This is a genomic window from Rahnella sp. PD12R (assembly GCF_019200965.1).
GTDB lineage: Bacteria > Pseudomonadota > Gammaproteobacteria > Enterobacterales > Enterobacteriaceae > Rahnella > Rahnella laticis.
This window is the reverse complement of sequence record NZ_JAHTMS010000026.1, coordinates 1-16,807: the sequence shown is the minus strand read 5'-3', so window position 1 is coordinate 16,807 and position 16,807 is coordinate 1. Positions and strand designations below refer to the sequence as shown.

The 16,807-nt window shown below is 54.1% G+C and carries 20 protein-coding genes, 1 tRNA gene and 1 rRNA gene; 20 read left to right on the top strand and 2 right to left on the bottom strand.

Annotated elements, in window-relative coordinates:
• The first annotated feature begins 13 nt into the window (after positions 1 to 13).
• The 20 genes from rrf to dkgB all read left to right on the top strand — a co-directional run bounded on the left by rrf (position 14) and on the right by dkgB (position 15,937).
• Positions 14 to 128: ribosomal RNA gene (gene rrf / locus KWG64_RS25320) — 5S ribosomal RNA — on the top strand.
• An 87-nt stretch (positions 129 to 215) separates the two neighbouring features.
• Positions 216 to 292 (top strand) — tRNA-Asp (locus KWG64_RS25315).
• 444 nt (positions 293 to 736) lie between these two features.
• Positions 737 to 1,462, top strand: coding sequence for a beta-ketoacyl synthase chain length factor (locus KWG64_RS25310; protein WP_218523478.1), 726 nt, complete (start codon positions 737 to 739; stop codon positions 1,460 to 1,462).
• Positions 1,444 to 2,274 (top strand): 1-acyl-sn-glycerol-3-phosphate acyltransferase, encoded by an 831-nt coding sequence (locus KWG64_RS25305; protein ID WP_195824957.1) that lies wholly within the window; start codon positions 1,444 to 1,446, stop codon positions 2,272 to 2,274. Before KWG64_RS25310 ends, KWG64_RS25305 begins: the two co-directional genes overlap by 19 nt.
• Before the next feature lie 3 nt (positions 2,275 to 2,277).
• A complete protein-coding gene (locus tag KWG64_RS25300) occupies positions 2,278 to 2,535 on the top strand; it encodes a phosphopantetheine-binding protein (RefSeq protein WP_152324700.1) in 258 nt (85 codons plus the stop codon).
• 10 nt (positions 2,536 to 2,545) lie between these two features.
• Positions 2,546 to 2,800, top strand: a complete 255-nt coding sequence (locus KWG64_RS25295; protein WP_152324699.1) for an acyl carrier protein — start codon at positions 2,546 to 2,548, stop codon at positions 2,798 to 2,800.
• Positions 2,801 to 2,862: 62 nt separating this feature from the next.
• Complete coding sequence (locus KWG64_RS25290) at positions 2,863 to 3,396, top strand: hypothetical protein (protein ID WP_255562303.1); 534 nt, start codon at positions 2,863 to 2,865, stop codon at positions 3,394 to 3,396.
• Positions 3,363 to 4,742 (top strand): AMP-binding protein, encoded by a 1,380-nt coding sequence (locus KWG64_RS25285; RefSeq protein WP_255562302.1) that lies wholly within the window; start codon positions 3,363 to 3,365, stop codon positions 4,740 to 4,742. The genes KWG64_RS25290 and KWG64_RS25285 overlap by 34 nt, the downstream gene beginning before the upstream one ends.
• Positions 4,739 to 5,083 carry a 3-hydroxyacyl-ACP dehydratase FabZ family protein gene (locus tag KWG64_RS25280; RefSeq protein ID WP_195815371.1) on the top strand — a complete coding sequence of 115 codons (345 nt, stop codon included), beginning with the start codon at positions 4,739 to 4,741 and terminating at the stop codon, positions 5,081 to 5,083. The genes KWG64_RS25285 and KWG64_RS25280 overlap by 4 nt, the downstream gene beginning before the upstream one ends.
• Positions 5,074 to 6,801 (top strand): glycosyltransferase, encoded by a 1,728-nt coding sequence (locus KWG64_RS25275; protein ID WP_218523476.1) that lies wholly within the window; start codon positions 5,074 to 5,076, stop codon positions 6,799 to 6,801. The genes KWG64_RS25280 and KWG64_RS25275 overlap by 10 nt, the downstream gene beginning before the upstream one ends.
• A gap of 1 nt (position 6,802) precedes the next feature.
• On the top strand, positions 6,803 to 7,246 hold the full coding sequence (locus KWG64_RS25270) for a thioesterase family protein (protein ID WP_195815373.1): 444 nt from the start codon (positions 6,803 to 6,805) through the stop codon (positions 7,244 to 7,246).
• Complete coding sequence (locus tag KWG64_RS25265; RefSeq protein WP_218523475.1) at positions 7,243 to 7,848, top strand: outer membrane lipoprotein carrier protein LolA; 606 nt, start codon at positions 7,243 to 7,245, stop codon at positions 7,846 to 7,848. Before KWG64_RS25270 ends, KWG64_RS25265 begins: the two co-directional genes overlap by 4 nt.
• Positions 7,838 to 10,144, top strand: a complete 2,307-nt coding sequence (locus tag KWG64_RS25260; RefSeq protein ID WP_218523474.1) for an MMPL family transporter — start codon at positions 7,838 to 7,840, stop codon at positions 10,142 to 10,144. The genes KWG64_RS25265 and KWG64_RS25260 overlap by 11 nt, the downstream gene beginning before the upstream one ends.
• The gene (locus tag KWG64_RS25255) at positions 10,141 to 10,716 is read left to right on the top strand and encodes a DUF3261 domain-containing protein (protein ID WP_218523473.1); all 576 of its coding nucleotides are present in this window, start codon (positions 10,141 to 10,143) and stop codon (positions 10,714 to 10,716) included. The genes KWG64_RS25260 and KWG64_RS25255 overlap by 4 nt, the downstream gene beginning before the upstream one ends.
• 1 nt (position 10,717) lies before the next feature.
• A complete protein-coding gene (locus KWG64_RS25250; RefSeq protein WP_218523472.1) occupies positions 10,718 to 11,890 on the top strand; it encodes a beta-ketoacyl-[acyl-carrier-protein] synthase family protein in 1,173 nt (390 codons plus the stop codon).
• Positions 11,887 to 12,366, top strand: a complete 480-nt coding sequence (locus KWG64_RS25245; RefSeq protein WP_218523471.1) for a hotdog family protein — start codon at positions 11,887 to 11,889, stop codon at positions 12,364 to 12,366. Before KWG64_RS25250 ends, KWG64_RS25245 begins: the two co-directional genes overlap by 4 nt.
• On the top strand, positions 12,363 to 13,094 hold the full coding sequence (locus KWG64_RS25240; RefSeq protein WP_218523470.1) for a 3-ketoacyl-ACP reductase FabG2: 732 nt from the start codon (positions 12,363 to 12,365) through the stop codon (positions 13,092 to 13,094). Before KWG64_RS25245 ends, KWG64_RS25240 begins: the two co-directional genes overlap by 4 nt.
• Positions 13,091 to 14,320, top strand: coding sequence for a beta-ketoacyl-ACP synthase (locus KWG64_RS25235; RefSeq protein ID WP_217152619.1), 1,230 nt, complete (start codon positions 13,091 to 13,093; stop codon positions 14,318 to 14,320). Before KWG64_RS25240 ends, KWG64_RS25235 begins: the two co-directional genes overlap by 4 nt.
• A complete protein-coding gene (locus tag KWG64_RS25230) occupies positions 14,321 to 15,022 on the top strand; it encodes a 4'-phosphopantetheinyl transferase superfamily protein (protein ID WP_218523469.1) in 702 nt (233 codons plus the stop codon).
• 111 nt (positions 15,023 to 15,133) lie between these two features.
• Positions 15,134 to 15,937, top strand: a complete 804-nt coding sequence (gene dkgB, locus KWG64_RS25225) for a 2,5-didehydrogluconate reductase DkgB (protein WP_218523479.1) — start codon at positions 15,134 to 15,136, stop codon at positions 15,935 to 15,937.
• A gap of 219 nt (positions 15,938 to 16,156) precedes the next feature.
• On the opposite strand, the gene KWG64_RS25220 is transcribed toward dkgB, so the two are convergent.
• On the bottom strand, positions 16,157 to 16,519 hold the full coding sequence (locus KWG64_RS25220) for a hypothetical protein (protein ID WP_218523468.1): 363 nt from the start codon (positions 16,517 to 16,519) through the stop codon (positions 16,157 to 16,159).
• A partial coding sequence (locus KWG64_RS25215) for a transposase (RefSeq protein WP_218523467.1) occupies positions 16,503 to 16,807 on the bottom strand: 305 nt, incomplete at its 5' end. The genes KWG64_RS25220 and KWG64_RS25215, both read right to left, overlap by 17 nt.

Below are 16,807 nucleotides of genomic sequence, written 5' to 3'. Positions count from 1 at the left end.
GAGGTCTCGTGGGCTCGGAGATGTGTATAAGAGACASCACCTGACCCCATGCCGAACTCAGAAGTGAAACGCCGTAGCGCCGATGGTAGTGTGGGGTCTCCCCATGCGAGAGTAGGGAACTGCCAGGCATCAAATTAGTTCCTTTTCCCCTGACAAGGAAAATAACAGGAACAAACTTGTATCAGACGATTTCTGATGTAAGTGAAAGAACCGGTGGAGCGGTAGTTCAGTTGGTTAGAATACCTGCCTGTCACGCAGGGGGTCGCGGGTTCGAGCCCCGTCCGTTCCGCCACTAATTGCATAGACCCTGAATCGAAAGATTCAGGGTTTTTTGCATTTTAAAATCTGAAAAAAAATCGGGTGTTAAACGTACTGAATTTCTGATTTAAAGCTTTTGCATCGGGTTGAAACCTCTGTGTGATATTTAAAATCAATCGATTAACTTTCTGTTGAAGATTAATCTATATAATCACTGTTCTTATTTTTATGAGAATAGTAAATTTTCCCAATTTAACCCATTATAATTTCGCTGACTTTAATTTAATAAAACCTCAGCTGCTATTTCTGACTGTAAAATTAAGATTTATCAGATATGTATTCTGGCCAGTAATATCTAACGCGTTGTAAAAATAACTAAAATGCACCGTTCAGCGCAATAGCCTGTCAGATTGCTGATGCAACTTTTAATAAAATATCATAAAGTCTTAATTCGGAAGATTCGCGAAGATTAATCATTATGAAATTCTCACTGGATATACTTGACTGGCAGGCTGTTGCTCCTGGTATCAATAATTGTGCCGATTGGATCCAATGGGCGCAATGTTCCGATGTGGATGCACTTTCAGGCGAGATTCCAAAGAGCGAGCAGATCCCAATGATGGCTGCGCGTCGTATGAGTATCGGAAGTCGTTTTGCCGTCGATGTCGGTCTGTCCTTGCTTTCGAAACACCAGGTTGATGCCGCAATTTTTACCAGCCGCCACGGTGAACTTGAGAGAACGGGGCGCATTTTACATGCGCTTGCAGAAGACGACGCTATTTCTCCCACCGAATTTTCGATGTCCGTCCATAATACAGCCGCTGGCTGGTTAACTATTATCAGTAAGAATCCACTGCCGGTAACCTCACTGGCTGCCGGTATGGACAGCTTTCAGCAAGGTCTGCTGGAAGCGCAATCTATGCTGGCAGGCGGTGCTTCACGCATCATGCTGGTCGATTTTGATGGCGAAATTCCTTCCCTGTATGCTGAATCGGTAAATTCCGAGTTTCTGCCTTACGCGATGGCAATAATATTGGCGGCTGGCGATACTTTGCAGTGCCAGCGAATTGCAAAAAACGATGAAACCGATTCTCTTGCTCTTCCGCAGGGTTTGCAATTCCTGCGAGGTTATCTGTCCTCATCGCCTTCATTTATTGTCAGTGCTGATAGTCTCCATCACTGGCAATGGGCGCGTGCATTGTGAGGAGCGAATCTGCCTTAAAGGAAGACGTTTCCTCTTTGCCGAACCGGATATGGCGATGGTCTGTTACAGGCATTTTTTTCGCATTTTTCGGAATTGGCGGACTGCTGCTTTCTTTGTTCTGGTTTACTCTGTTGCGGTTAATCATACGCCAGCCGGAAAGATTACATCGGATGACACTGAACAGCATTCGTAATAGCTTTCGACTTTTCCTCGGAGGATTACGGCTTTTTGGTGTGATGGATTACCGCTTTGTCGGCGACGAAAAGTTTCAGGAGGACACCGGATGCCTGATTGTTGCGAACCATCCCAGCCTTCTTGATTATGTCATTCTGGCTTCGCGGATGCCGCGCTGTGATTGCATTGTCAAACAGGCGTTGCTGAAGAACCCATTTTTAGCTGGCGTCATCAAAGCAGCCGGATATCTGGTGAACTCAGGGTCTGATGAGTTGCTTCAGGCTTGTGAGGCGCGCCTCAAGGCGGGTGGAACGTTGCTGATCTTCCCTGAAGGGACGCGTTCTTTGCCTGAGAAACCGATAACGCTACAGCGTGGTGCAGCCAATATCGCGCTGAGAGCCGGTTGTGATGTGCGGATTGTTCATATTTCCTGCCAGCCACCCATGCTGACCAAACAGGGAAAGTGGTACGAAATTCCGCGAGTAAAACCTCAGTTTGTCATCACTGTTGCCGATAAGGTAAAGGCTGAGGATTTTTTTGATGAACAGGATCTTTCGCCTGCGCTGGCAGCAAGGCGTCTGACACAGCATTTGCGCTCTGAACTGATGCACGGCAATACTCAAAATAACGAGAAATAAGTCATGGATTCATTAAGTAACGACATTAAAGAACTTATCATCGCGACGCTCAATCTGGAGGGAATGACGCCAGATGAGATAGATACGCAAGCGCCTCTTTTTGGCGATGGATTAGGGCTGGATTCTATTGATGCCCTCGAATTAGGCCTGGCATTGAAAAAGCAATACGGCGTGATCCTTTCGGCTGAAAGTCAGGAAATGCGTGAGCATTTTTATTCCGTTGAAAGTCTTAGCCAGTTTATATCAGTTCAGCGTGGTTAAAGAGATTCCTATGCAGAAGCAAGAAATTTATCAGCAGATTAGCGCGTTATTAATCAAGCTATTTGAAATTGATGAAAGTGATATCAGCCCCGATGCCAAACTTTACGAAGATTTGGAATTAGACAGTATTGATGCTGTGGATTTGGTTGTTCATCTGCAGAAATCGACGGGCAGAAAAATTAAACCTGAAATGTTCAAATCAGTACGAACCGTTCAGGATGTTGTTGATGCCATCGATGAATTACTCAACACGCCAGCGCAATAATTGCTGTGTCTGAAACCCGGCGCTTTTCCCTTCAGCTTGTCGCAGCGTTCGCTCGCTGGGCAATGCCCGTGGCGATTATTGCTTATCCGGTAACAGTCTGGTGTGGCTTAAAAAATTGGGGAATGAGTATTCTTGCCCCCCTTCTGATTATTGCGTTTATTCTGCGGTTGCTCACCTTTCGCGGAAAATTAAATCAGCTCACTTTTTTCGGCAAAGCGATGGCCGTCTCTGGCATTGTGCTGGTCATCACCAGCGTTGTACTGCGCGAAACATCAATGTTGTTGTATTACCCGGTAGCGGTGAATGTCCTGCTTCTTGGCCTGTTTTTTAGTTCATTGTTCGCCCGGCAATCACTGGTTGAGCGCCTTGCCCGGCTGAGCGAGCCCGACTTACCGCCCGAAGGGGTTGTCTATACGCGACGCGTAACACAAGTCTGGTGCCTGTTTTTTGTTTGTAATGGATCTTTTGCTTTATATACCTGCCTGAAAGGCGATGTGTCTTTGTGGGCGCTTTACAACGGCGGGATCAGTTATCTGCTGATTGGTTTATTAATGGGTATTGAATGGATAATCAGAAAGCGTCTGCGCAAGCCATGACGCTGCCAATGTGCCAATGGCTGGGCACGGAAAGAGCAGATGATCATCTGGTTGCCTGGAGTGAAACCCGTGAGCACAGGCAGCGTGACTTCCGTCGCGATGTCGCGACGCTGTTTGCCAGGGTCAGTGCGACTCCCTGTTCGCGCTGGGCGCTGTGTCTGGAAGATAACTATTCGTTCGCTGTGGCCTTACTGGCCGTTCTTTACAGCGGAAAAACGCCTGTTCTGCCTGGTCATTTTCGTCAGGCACTGCTCTCTGAGCAATGCGATGCATTCGATGCGCTGATTACCGATCTGCCATTGCAGCTCAATTGTCCTGTTCTCCGCTTTCCGTTTGTCGCCATTGAGCCGCTTTCTGTTTTACCTGCATTTCCGGAAAATGTGTCGCTCGTCCTCTTCACGTCCGGATCAACGGGAAAACCGCAAAAGATTATCAAACCGGTCTCTTGTCTTGAGCGTGAAAGCCAGTGGCTAGGTGCCCGGTGGGGCGCCGAACTGGCCGGTTCCCGGTTCGCCGCCACGGTCGCGCCTCATCACATGTACGGCCTGAGTTTTGCGTTCATGTTGCCGCTGTCACTTGGCCTGCCGTTTGCGGCCAGCAGCGTCCAGTATCACGAGCAACTCCATTCGCTCGCAGTAAAATCTCCGCTGGCGTTCGTCAGCAGCCCGGCGTTCCTCAAACGTCTGGACGCCACTTTAACACCGGTCACGCTGCGTGCAGTTTTTTCCGCTGGTGGCCCTCTGGAAAGCGATGCGGCGCAATCAGTGAAAGAAACCTGCGGTTGCCAGCCAACAGAGATTTATGGCACCACCGAAAGTGGTGTTATCGCATTTCGCCAGCAAACCTGGCCTGGCGAAGCCTGGACGCTGTTCGACAACGTAGATTTGCGGCCTCAGCCCGATGGCAGCATTGCAGTGATTTCTCCGATTATTCCGCAGCCGGAAGGCATTGATCTCAACGATGAGATAAAACTTTTACCTGACGGTTCACGTCATTTTGATCTTCTGGGCCGTAAAGATCGGATCGTTAAAATTGCTGAACAGCGGATCTCGCTGGATGAAATTGAGCAACGCTTGTGTGCACTCGATCTTCTGGCTGACGCCTGTGTTCTGACTCTCGAAAAACAGGGCAGGGTTTCGGTTGCGGCAGCGATTGTACTGACCCCGGCGGGCGATGCGCTGTTGCAGGCCGAAAACCGCAATGTCCTGTTTGGGCAGATCCGCCATGCTTTGCGGGAATGGGTATCACCGGTGTCGCTGCCGCGATACTGGCGTATTGTTCCGGCGATCCCACTCAATCAACAAGGCAAACGCGCAGCCGCTGAATTACAGGAAATGTTTCTATGATGAAGCCTGAAGTCCTGAGCCTGCATAAAAGCAGCGACACCAGCCTGATGCTCGAATTGCGGCTCTCAGCGGATTTGTTCTGGTTTCGCGGGCACTTTCCCACGTATCCGCTGCTCCCGGGTGTCACGCAGGTGAACTGGGTGATGGAGTATGCGGGCGAGATTTTGCGGCTGGATAAAGCTTTTTCGGGGATGGAAGTGGTGAAGTTTCAGCGGCCACTTTTGCCGGATGAAACTGTCAGCCTGCACATTGACTGGCTGAAAGAAAAACACCGGCTGATTTTCCGCTACGTCCTGGGCGAAACCATTGCCAGCAGTGGAAAAATCACATTATGCCCGTAACATCCTCAGTGCTGTTTTCACCCTGTCTGATTATCCCGTGTTACAACCACGGGCCGATGATGGCCGGTGTGCTGGATAAACTCAGCTCTTTCGGATTGCCGTGCATTGTGGTTGATGATGGCAGCGAGGCGCAAACTGCGGATGAATTACAGCGTCTGGCGCAGATAACGCCATGGATGAGCCTGACGCGCCTGTCGCCGAATCAGGGCAAAGGTGCCGCTGTCATGGCCGCTTTACGGCTGGCGGCTGAAAAAGGGTTTACCCACGCCATGCAGGTTGACGCAGACGGCCAGCACCAGCTTTCCGACGTTCCTCTCATGCTGGAGGAAGCGCAAAAATACCCGGATTGCCTGATCTCCGGTCAGCCTGTTTATGACGAAAGCGTGCCGAAATCGCGCCTTTATGGCCGTTATGTCACGCATTTTTGGGTCTGGGTCGAAACCCTGTCATTTTCACTTAAAGACAGTATGTGCGGATTTCGCGTTTATCCTTTGCGGCCTTGCCTGAGATTGATGGACAAACAGCCACTGGGTTTACGCATGGATTTCGATACCGAAATCATGGTGCGGCTTTACTGGCAGGGGACGCGCAGCCGCTTCCTGCCGACGCGCGTCACCTATCCGCAAGACGGCGTTTCGCATTTTGATGCGGTGAAAGACAACATTAAAATCTCGTGGATGCACACCCGCCTGTTCTTCGGCATGTTGCCGCGCATTCCTTTTTTGCTGCGCCAGAGACAAACGCAGCAAAGCGATCCGCACTGGTCGGTAACGCGCGAACGTAAAGGGCTGTGGGGCATTCGTCTGATGCTGAAGATTTATCGCGTGCTGGGCTACCGCGCTTTCCAGTTACTGCTTTATCCGGTGATTGGTTACTTCTGGCTGACAGGCGGAAAACAGCGCAAGGCGTCGGACGCCTGGCTTGAACGCGTCCGCGAAGTCGCAGCGCAGCGCGCTATCGCGTTGCCGTACCCGTTAAGTACATTCCGGCATTTCATGCGGTTTGGTGAATCGATGCTGAGCAAACTGGCGAGCTGGCAGGGCGATAACACCCTGAATGACGCGGTGCTGGTGAATCCCGACGTCTGTGAAGCGCATATTGCCTCCGGGCGCGGCACGCTGATCCTCGCCTCGCATCTTGGCGACATCGAATCTTGCCGTGCTATTGGTGCGCTGAATCATCGGATCACCGTGAATGCGCTGGTTTTCACCGAACACGCCGAACGGTTTAATCAGGTGATGAAAGAAATTAACCCGCAGACGCTGGTGAATCTGATTCAGGTGAGCCAGATGGGGCCGGACACCGCCATGTTATTGCAGGAAAAACTCGATGCAGGCGAATGGGTGGCAATTGTGGGCGACAGAACATCCGCCAGCCGTCATCAGCGCGGTGAGCATTCCCGCGTCATCTGGAGTGATTTTCTCGGTAAACCCGCGGCTTTCCCGCAAGGACCTTTTATTCTTGCCGCCGCCCTGAAAGCGCCGGTGATGCTGATGTTTGGCATCAGACAGGAACGGCGTCTGCATATTTACTGCGAATCTTTTGCCGATCCGCTGATTCTGCCCCGCGCAAATCGTCTGCCTGCATTACAGGAAACCGTCGACCGCTACGCCGCGCGCCTTGAACATTACAGCCTGCTGGCGCCTCACGACTGGTTCAATTTTTATGATTTCTGGCAGCATCCCGCAGATGACGCCTCTGACAGGAAACCTGACTGATATGACTTCCAAACTTGATCCGCGCTTTAACGACCCGCGCTTTTCCACCGTGGTGGAAATCACCGTGCCTTTTCATGATGCCGATGCCATGGGCGTTGTCTGGCACGGCAATTATTTTCGTTATCTCGAAGTTGCACGCGAACAATTACTGAAACAGTTCGATTATGGCTATCGTCAGATGGAAGCCTCCGGTTATGTGTGGCCAATCGTGGATACGCGCGTGAAATACATTGCGCCCGTCCTGTTCGAACAGCGCATTGCCGTTCACGCGCAGCTTGAAGAAATCGAAAATCGCCTGCGTATCAGCTATCAAATCTATGATATTGAAACCGGAAAACGCACAACGACGGGCTACACGTTACAGGTCGCCGTGGATGCTGAAACCAAAGAGATGTGTTTTGTCTCGCCACAGGTTCTTTTCGATAAAACCGGAGTCAGCCTGTGAAATCACTTCTGCTTGTTTTACTCGCCGCGTTCAGCGTTGCTGCCCAGGCCGTGACGCTCGATGACTTGCAGCAGCGTTTCAGCCAGGTGCCGGTGCTGCGCGCTGAATTTGCCCAGCAGAGAACCATCAGCGGGATGGCTCAGCCGCTGAACTCCGGCGGAAATTTACTGATTGCACAAAAACAGGGGCTTTGGTGGCAGCAGGAAAAACCGTTCCCTCTGACGTTACTTCTGACGGAAACCCGCATGGTGCAAATCATGGCGGGCCAGTCGCCACAGGTGGTTACGGCCAGCAATAATCCGCAGATGTTCCAGTTCAACTCCCTGCTGAGCGCGCTGTTTCATGCAGACCGCCGCGTGCTGGAAGAAAACTTCACGCTGGATTTTGCGGATAAAGGGCAGGGCGCCTGGACGCTGGTGCTGGTGCCAAAAGTCTCGCCGCTGAACCGCCTTTTCCGCCGCATTACACTCAACGGGGAAACCTTCCTGAACAAGATTGATATCGACGACATGCAGGGTGACGCGACACATATCCGTTTCTTTAACCAGAAAACGACGCCTGCTGAACTGACTGACGCCGAGAAACGCCATTTTGCATCCTGATCTTCACCGCCGGCTGGCGCAAATCTGGCTGCTGATTATTGTGTTGCTCGTCGCCGCGCTGGTCTGGTTACTACCGCGCAGCCAGATTAACAGCAGCGTGCTGGCGCTTTTGCCGCAGCAACAGACGGCCGGTCTTCCTCCGGCGATTTCTGACGGCTTTACGCAGCGGCTTGATCGCCAGCTAATGTGGCTGGTCAGCCCGCCGGAAGGCGCGGGAACAAAGCCCCTTGAAGACTGGCTGAAACAGCTGCGATCGCTTCCTGCACTGAGTCAGGTGGAAGGGCCGATGGATGAGGCGCGTCAGCAGGAATGGGGCGCGTTCTTTTTCCGGCATCGTAATGCTTTGCTTGATGACGCCACCCGTCAGCGCCTGAACGCCGGTGCTGAACAGCAAAGCCAGTGGATCATGGGGCAGGTTTATTCCGCCTTTGCCGGTGTCAGCGGAAAAGAGCTGGCTAACGATCCTTTGTTGCTGGTGCGTGCCTCACAAATGGCGCAGCAGCAAAGCAGCGGCGGCATGAGCCTCGATCAGGGCTGGCTGATGACGCGCGATCCTCAAGGGCGCAGCTGGTATTTACTTCACGGCGAGCTGAATGCGTCGTCCTATGACATCACCAGCGCGAAGCACACTGTCGCTGAGCTGAATACGGCCAGACACGCTTTTGAAGCGCGCTGGCCGGGCGCGAAAGTGCTTGAGCGCGGCACGATTTTTTACAGCAATTATGCCAGCCAGCAGGCTGAACATGATTTATCTACCATTGGCGCGGCCTCGGTTATCGGTGTCTTTCTGCTGATTTTACTGATGTTCCGCTCCGTGCTGCCGTTGTTGCTCAGCCTGCTTTCAATCGGTATTGGTGCGCTGTCGGGCACGGTATTTACCCTGTGGGTCTTCGGTGAAATACACGTGATGACGCTGGTGCTGAGCGCCAGCATTGTCGGGATTTCAGCCGACTACACCCTCTACTTCCTCACTGAACGCCGCGTTCATGGTGAAACCAGCACGCCGCTCGAAAGCCTGAAAAAGCTGTTCCCGGCGTTGTCTGCGGCGCTGCTGACAACGGTCGCGGCCTACCTGATGCTGCTGATAGCGCCGTTCCCCGGCCTGCAACAGCTGGCGGTTTTTGCCGCCGCCGGGCTGAGCGCCGCCTGTATCACCGTCATGTGCTGGTATCCCTATTTATCTGCGCATTTGCCGGTCGGGCCGACGCCCGGACTGACGCTGATCTTGAAATGGTTGCTGGCATGGCGCAGCCGTAAACCGGTTCGTATCGGGCTGCCGGTTTTGATTTTCATGCTGGCGGCGGGCGGAATTTATCAGCTTAAAATCAATGACGATATTGCCGATTTACAAACGCTGCCGGCAGATTTACAGCAGCAGGAACAACAGATTGCCGCGCTGACCGGACAAACCAATGATCAGAAATGGCTGATCGTTTACGGCGATACGGCGGAGCAGACGCTTCAGCGTCTTGAGGCTTTGCGTCCAAAACTGGAGCAGGCGAAAACGGATGGCGTGATTGTCGGTTACCGGGCGCTCAGCCTGCCGTCGCAATTACAGCAACAAAAAGATCTCTCGTTACTCCGCCAGCGTGCGCCGCAGATTATTGCGCAGTTGCAGCAGTCAGGGGTTTCAGTCGCCACGCCGGATCTCAGCCCGCAAACGGTTGATGTCCCGTTCTGGCTAAACAGCGTGGTCAGTCAGGGCTGGCGCTTACTGTGGTTGTCTTTGCCGGACGGACGCAGCGCGACGTTAATCCCGGTCAGTGGCGTTCACGATACCGCTGCCGTGGCGGCGCTGGCGGCGTCTTCCCCGGGAACCGGCTGGATTGACCGCAAGTCTGAATTCAGTGAGCTGTTTTCTCAGTACCGCGTTTACCTCACTTATCTGCTCGGACTGGCGGTGGCGGTCATTGCCGCGATTTACCTCTGGCGTTTCCGTCTGCCGCACGGGCTGATTTGTCTGGTGCCGACGCTGCTTTCGCTGGGAATGGGCATCGCCGCGCTCGGTTACAGCGGTCATCATCTCAACTTGTTTTCGTTGCTGGCGCTGATTCTGGTTCTGGGGATTGGCATCAACTACACCCTGTTTTTCACCAATCCGCGCGGGACGCCGACCACGTCGATGTTTGCCATTTTTATGGCTGTTGCGACCACGTTACTGACGTTTGGCATGCTGGTATTCAGCTCCACGCAGGCGATCAGCAGCTTTGGCATTGTGCTGAGTTCCGGCATATTGACGGCGTTTTTGCTCTCGCCGCTGACGTTGCCCGCTAAAAAAAGAGGACGTAAGAAATGATCCGCTTCACGCTGCCGGTTGTGGCACTGCTGATTTTGATGTCTGGCGGCTGCGCGTCGCGCCCTCCTGCCCAAACGCTGCCTCAGGCGTGGCTGAAACCGGGCGTGCAGGTGAAATTACCCGCGCCGGTGCTGGCAGTACCGGTCAGTCAGCAGCAATTGCTGACGGCAACGGTCAACGGAAAACAGCAGTCTTTGCTGGTGCTGCTTAACGCCGACGGCAACTCTCTACAGCTGGCCGGGCTCTCGCCGCTGGGGATCCGTCTCTTTAAAGTGGTCTACGATCAAACCGGCATCCATACTGAACAGGCAATAAAGATTGAGGGTTTGCCTCCAGCAAATCAGGTTCTGGCCGATATTATGTTCAGCTACTGGCCGGTGGAAAGCTGGCAGCCGCTGTTGCCGCCGGGCTGGACGCTGAAAGACCAGCCTTTGCTCCGCACGTTATCGGATAACAAAGGCAACGCAATCACCCGGATTGACTATCTGCCGGAAGGCAAAACGCGGCGACCTGTTTCCATTACCCAACTGGCGTTCCATTACCAGATCACTATCCAGAATGTCGGTGAATAACATGATTTACTTTTCGGCCGTGGGCATGGTTAACGCGCTGGGAAACAACAACATGCAGATTGCGGCCAGCCTGACGGCGGGTGTTTCGCCGGGCATGTCTGTGCAGGAAAGCTGGCTGACGGAAAACCGCCCGGTCTGGCTGGGCGCTGTCACGGGCGATTTACCGTCGGTCCCGGAATCACTTTCCGCGCACCGCAGCCGCAATAACCAGCTGTTGCTGGCGGCGCTGGCGCAAATTGAAACGCCGGTCAGCGAGGTTATTACCCGTTATGGTCACGAACGCGTTGCGGTAATCATGGGCACCAGCACCTCCGGCATTGCGGAAGGGGAAGACGCAGTGCGCCATCTGCATCAGCAGGGGGCTTTCCCGCAAGGCTATGACTATCAGCAACAGGAACTCGGCGATCCTTCGCAATTTATGGCGGAACTGCTGGCGCTGACAGGGCCGGCATACACTTTATCGACGGCGTGTTCATCCAGCGCGAAAGCCATTATCAGCGGGATGCGGCTGATTCAGTCCGGTCTGGCTGATGCGGCAATTGTCGGCGGGGCAGACAGCTTGTGCCGGATGCCGGTCAACGGTTTCAACAGCCTGGAGTCGTTCTCCCGTGGCCGCTGTACGCCCTTCGGACAGGATCGCGATGGCATTAATATTGGTGAAGCGGCGGCATTGATTTTGCTGACGCGTGAACCGGCGGATGTCGCGCTGCTGGGCACCGGTGAGTCTTCTGATGCCTGGCACATGTCCGCGCCGCATCCGGAAGGTGCGGGCGCGGAGCGGGCAATCCGTATGGCGCTGCAACAGGCCGGGCTTGAGCCTGAAAATGTCGGCTACATCAATGCGCACGGCACGGCGACGCCGCTTAACGATCAGGTGGAATCGGCGGTGATCCACCGCATCTTCGGCAGCCAGATCCCGTGCAGCTCGACCAAACATCTTACCGGCCACACGCTGGGCGCGGCCGGTGCGACAGAGGCGGCACTGAGCTGGCTTATCCTGACGCAAAATCTCAATCTGCCGCCTCAGGATTTCAGTATTACGCCGCGTGATACCAGCCTGCCCGATATCCGGCTGGTCGATGCGCCACAAGGGCTGGAACGTCCGGTCATCTTGTCCAACTCATTTGCCTTTGGTGGCAACAACGCCTGCATTGTGATCGGGAGGCCGTCATGAGCACGCTGACCGCCGCCGGTTATTTACCGCATGACACGCCGATGGTGTTGCTGGAAAACGTCGTCAGCGTGACGGAAGAAACCGCCATCTGTAACGTTGTCGTCTCACCTGACGGCGTGCTGGCACCTTTTCTGAATGCACGCGGTGCATTGCCCGCCTGGTACGCCCTTGAACTTATCGCACAGACCATCGGCGTCTGGAGCGGCTGGCACGGTGCGCAATCCGGCCAGTCACCGCAGGTCGGCATGTTGCTGGGCGGCCGCGCGATAAAATGCAGCGTGTCTGAATTTGTGGCAGGCAGTGAATTGCTTATCAGCGTTTCAATGGTATTACGCGATGAAAAACTCGCGAGCTTTGAAGGTGTTATCAGTATTAAACAGGAAAAAGACAACCTTCAGGTTGCTCAGGGAAGGCTGAACACGTATCAGCCAGCAAAGGACGAACTTATTACGCTCACACAGGGGAAAAAGGAATGACGCGTTCGGTATTAGTGACCGGAGCCAGCAAAGGTATCGGTCAGGCGATTGCCTGCCAGCTGGCAGCGGACGGTTTTGAGATTGTGGTTCATTACCACAGCGATAAAAACGGGGCAGAACACACGCTGCAACAGGTGCAGGCATCTGGCGGCAGCGGCCGCCTGATCCTGTTCGATATCAGCAACCGTCCGCAGTGCCGCGAAGTGATTGAGGCCGATATTGAAGCGCATGGCGCTTACTACGGCGTCGTCAATAATGCAGGAATTACCCGCGACGCCGCGTTTCCGGCGCTGACGGATGAAGACTGGGACGGCGTGATCCACACCAATCTCGACAGCTTCTACAACGTATTGCAGCCCTGCATCATGCCGATGATTGGCCTGCGCGCAGGCGGACGCATTATCGCGTTGTCTTCAGTTTCCGGCCTGACGGGCAACCGCGGGCAGGTGAATTACAGCGCGGCCAAAGCGGGAATTATTGGCGCATGCAAAGCGCTGTCCCTGGAGCTGGCGAAACGCAAAATTACCGTCAACTGCATCGCGCCGGGGCTGATTGATACCGGCATGCTCGATATGGAAAAACCGGCGCTCGACGCTGCGATGAGCATGATCCCGCTGAAACGCATGGGCAGCGCGGAAGAAGTGGCCGGGCTGGCGAGCTATCTGATGTCCGACATCGCGGGGTATGTCACCCGTCAGGTGATCTCCATTAACGGAGGCATGGTATGACGCAGCGTGTTGTTATTACGGGTATGAAAGGCATCACGGCGTTCGGCAACCACTGGGATGACGTGAGTGCGCGTCTGCAACAGGGTAAAAATGCCGTCCGCCACATGGATGAATGGCTGATTTATCAGGGGCTGAATACGCATCTCGGCGCGCCCGTTGATGATTTCGAACTGCCTGCGCATTACACCCGAAAACGCATCCGTTCAATGGGGCGCGTTTCCCTGCTTTCGACCCGCGCGACCGAACTGGCGCTGGAACAGGCCGGTTTGCTGGATGATCCGATTTTGACCAACGGCGAAACGGGCATTGCTTTCGGTTCCTCCACCGGCAGCACCGGGCCGGTCAGCGAATTCGCCACCATGCTGACGGAAAAACATACCAACAACATTACCGGCACGACGTATGTGCAGATGATGCCGCACACGACAGCAGTGAACGCCGGACTGTTTTTTGGCCTGAAAGGGCGGGTGATCCCGACGTCCAGCGCCTGTACGTCCGGCAGTCAGGCCATCGGCTATGCGTACGAAGCCATCAAACACGGCTACCAGACCGTCATGGTGGCAGGCGGAGCCGAAGAACTTTGCCCGTCGGAAGCGGCGGTATTCGACACGCTGTTTGCCACCAGCCAGCAAAACGATCACCCGGAATTATCGCCGCGCCCGTTTGATTCGCAGCGCGACGGTCTGGTGATTGGCGAAGGTGCCGGGGCGTTAATTCTCGAATCGCTCGAACATGCGCAGGCGCGTGGCGCGAAGATTTACGCAGAGATCACCGGTTTTGCAACCAACTGCGACGCGGCGCATATCACCCAGCCGCAGCAATCCACCATGCAGATTTGTATTGAAAAAGCGCTGAAAAATGCCGGGATCCCGGCGGCTGAAATCGGGTATATCAGCGCGCACGGCACGGCAACTGACCGTGGCGATATCGCTGAAAGCCATGCAACGGCTGCCGTGTTTGGCAATCAGACGCCGATTTCGTCGCTGAAAAGTTATTTCGGTCATACGCTGGGTGCCTGCGGCGCGCTTGAGGCCTGGATGTCGCTGGAAATGATGCGTGAAGACCGCTTTGTGCCGACCATTAACCTGACTCAGCCAGATCCGCTTTGCGGCGATCTGGACTACATCATGGGGGAATCGCGTCATATTCAGACCGAGTTTATCCAGTCGAACAACTTTGCGTTTGGCGGCATTAACACGTCGCTGGTTTTCCGCCGCTGGCCGTAAATGACAAATTCTGCGCGCATTATCACCGCGTCGCTGGACGACACCTTTCCGCTGTCACGCCTGCCCGCAGAACTGCTGGCGGAAAGTGAAAACCTGCATCCTGTCCGCCGCCAGCAATGGCGAGCGGGCAGGGCGCTGCTGGCCGAAGCGTTGTTTGCTTTCAGCGGGCAGGAAATGCTGCCAGAAATGCAAATTTCCGCGCGGGGTAAACCGTCTTTTACCGATCCTTCATTGCCCCAATTCTCCCTCAGTCACAGCGTTAACAGCCTGCAACTGGTGCTGTGCGCCGCGGGCGAAACGGGCGGTGACGTCGAACAGATACGGCCACGGGCGCGCTATCTGGACGTGGCGAGGCAGGCATTCAGCGAGACTGAATTTTGCTGGCTGACGGAACAGGAAAACCCGCTAAATGCGTTCTGGCAATTATGGTGCCTGCGTGAAGCCTGGCTGAAACAGCAGGCCGGAAGCGTCTGGCAGATGGAACGGATCCGGCTGGATCCCGCTGCCGGGCAATTTTCCCCCGAATCCGCAACGGACAGCAAACTGTGGTGGGCCGCCGGAGAAACCGTTATGTCGGCAATGGCATTGCCTGCCTGCGTGACGACATGCGAAGAGTATATTTTCGATGCCCGCAACGGGTCGGTTATCCCGCCGCTTATTCCGCGAAAACCCCGCCGCTGGTCTTGTTATTCGCAGACCTGATTATTGTTATGAAAGCAAAAGTCTTGTAGCAAACCTGTCGTTTTTATCCATGAAAAGCCGGTTCATACTCTCCCGCATTGCTGACCTTTTAAAAAACAAAGAGAGAATATGATGAGCATTCCTGCATTCGGTTTGGGTACGTTCCGTCTGAAAGATGACGTGGTAAAAGCATCGGTGAAAACCGCAGTGGAACTGGGCTATCGCGCCATTGATACGGCGCAAATTTATGATAATGAAGCGGCGGTTGGCGACGCGCTGGCGGAAAGCGGCGTTGCGCGTGAAGCGTTGTATATCACCACGAAAATCTGGATTGAAAACCTGGCGGCCGACAAGCTGATCGACAGCCTGAAAGAAAGCCTGCGTAAGTTGCAAACCGATTATGTCGATCTGACGCTGATCCACTGGCCATCGCCGGATCAGGCCGTCAGCGTGGCAGAAACCATGAATGCGCTGGTGGAAGCGAAGAAAATGGGGCTGACCCGTGAAATCGGGATTTCTAACTTCACCGTTGCCCTGATGCAGGAAGCGATTGACGCCGTCGGCGCTGATCAGATTGCGACCAACCAGATCGAACTTTCTCCGTTCCTGCAAAACCAGACCGTCGTCGATTTTGCCCGTGAAAACGACATCGCCGTGACTTCCTACATGACGCTGGCTTACGGCGAAGCGTTGAAAGACGCGACGATTATCGCGATCGCCGGACGTCACAACGCCACGCCAGCGCAGATTGTTCTGGCCTGGGCGCTGCAACTGGGTTACGCGGTGATCCCGTCATCGACGAAACGTGAAAACCTGGCGAGCAACCTGCTGGCGCAGAAACTGGTATTGTCCGATGCCGACATGCAGGAGATTGCTGCACTTGAGAAAAATGGACGATTAGTGAGTCCTGAGGGCCTGGCGCCAGCATGGGATTGAGTACCTTCCGGTGAATAAGCGGTGCTGGACCGGGATGATTTCGGTTTCTCACTTGCAGTTTGGGCTGGACCGAGATGATTTCGGTTTCTCAAGTTCAGAGATCACTTAGCTCGTAGCGCCCAAACCGACCAGAGGAGGGAAGTGCTTTCCCTCCTCTGGACTCCTCCCCGCTTTTTCAACCCGCGCTATCGCTCGCTGGCTATGTTTCAGCAACTCGCGCTATTGCCGCGAAAGCTTGCCGCTGCGCGGTTCCTTCGTTTCGGTCTTCGAGCCCATGGTCTCGAAACACTCACTCAGCAAACTTTCTGAAAGCGGCCAGAGGCTTTTTAAATTCAAAACCCATCCTGCATTAATCTTCCGAATTACATAGCCATTGGCCGCTTTCAAAATCGCGCCGTATGGAGAGGTGAAAAACCGCGAATCTTTTCGCGCGGTTTGTAACCCGACGGGAGGGAACCGCGCAGCGGCGGGATTTTGCGGCAATAGCTGGATTTTCTGAAACATAGCCAACAAGCGGCAGCGCGCAGTTAAAGAGCCGGAGATTCTTAAGTTACCGTCTTGGCCGTCAACCTGAAACCGCATAATTTACGTCATAGGGCTGCTGTGTTTTCAACACGCCGTAGCACAGATGTACCAGCTTACGCATTGCTGCTCCCAGTGCAGACATCTTGGTTTTACCCTTCGCTAGCAGTCTGTCATAAAGGGCCTTAACATGTGGATTAAACCGCGTTGCTGTCAGTGCCGCTAAAAATAACTTAGCCCGAATGTCTGACGGCCCCGCTTTCGACAAGTGTGCATGACTATTCACCGATGTTCCCGAACGTCGTTCTACAGGTACAGCGCCCAAATATGCAGCAACCTGCTCCGCAC

Coding starts and splice junctions, on each gene's coding strand:
- KWG64_RS25310 (WP_218523478.1), top strand. CDS start 737: ATGAAATTCTCACTGGATATACTTGACTGGCAGGCTGTTGCTCCTGGT.
- KWG64_RS25305 (WP_195824957.1), top strand. CDS start 1,444: ATGGGCGCGTGCATTGTGAGGAGCGAATCTGCCTTAAAGGAAGACGTT.
- KWG64_RS25300 (WP_152324700.1), top strand. CDS start 2,278: ATGGATTCATTAAGTAACGACATTAAAGAACTTATCATCGCGACGCTC.
- KWG64_RS25295 (WP_152324699.1), top strand. CDS start 2,546: ATGCAGAAGCAAGAAATTTATCAGCAGATTAGCGCGTTATTAATCAAG.
- KWG64_RS25290 (WP_255562303.1), top strand. CDS start 2,863: ATGCCCGTGGCGATTATTGCTTATCCGGTAACAGTCTGGTGTGGCTTA.
- KWG64_RS25285 (WP_255562302.1), top strand. CDS start 3,363: ATGGATAATCAGAAAGCGTCTGCGCAAGCCATGACGCTGCCAATGTGC.
- KWG64_RS25280 (WP_195815371.1), top strand. CDS start 4,739: ATGATGAAGCCTGAAGTCCTGAGCCTGCATAAAAGCAGCGACACCAGC.
- KWG64_RS25275 (WP_218523476.1), top strand. CDS start 5,074: ATGCCCGTAACATCCTCAGTGCTGTTTTCACCCTGTCTGATTATCCCG.
- KWG64_RS25270 (WP_195815373.1), top strand. CDS start 6,803: ATGACTTCCAAACTTGATCCGCGCTTTAACGACCCGCGCTTTTCCACC.
- KWG64_RS25255 (WP_218523473.1), top strand. CDS start 10,141: ATGATCCGCTTCACGCTGCCGGTTGTGGCACTGCTGATTTTGATGTCT.
- KWG64_RS25250 (WP_218523472.1), top strand. CDS start 10,718: ATGATTTACTTTTCGGCCGTGGGCATGGTTAACGCGCTGGGAAACAAC.
- KWG64_RS25245 (WP_218523471.1), top strand. CDS start 11,887: ATGAGCACGCTGACCGCCGCCGGTTATTTACCGCATGACACGCCGATG.
- KWG64_RS25240 (WP_218523470.1), top strand. CDS start 12,363: ATGACGCGTTCGGTATTAGTGACCGGAGCCAGCAAAGGTATCGGTCAG.
- KWG64_RS25235 (WP_217152619.1), top strand. CDS start 13,091: ATGACGCAGCGTGTTGTTATTACGGGTATGAAAGGCATCACGGCGTTC.
- KWG64_RS25230 (WP_218523469.1), top strand. CDS start 14,321: ATGACAAATTCTGCGCGCATTATCACCGCGTCGCTGGACGACACCTTT.
- dkgB (WP_218523479.1), top strand. CDS start 15,134: ATGAGCATTCCTGCATTCGGTTTGGGTACGTTCCGTCTGAAAGATGAC.
- KWG64_RS25220 (WP_218523468.1), bottom strand. CDS start 16,519: ATGCGGTTTCAGGTTGACGGCCAAGACGGTAACTTAAGAATCTCCGGC.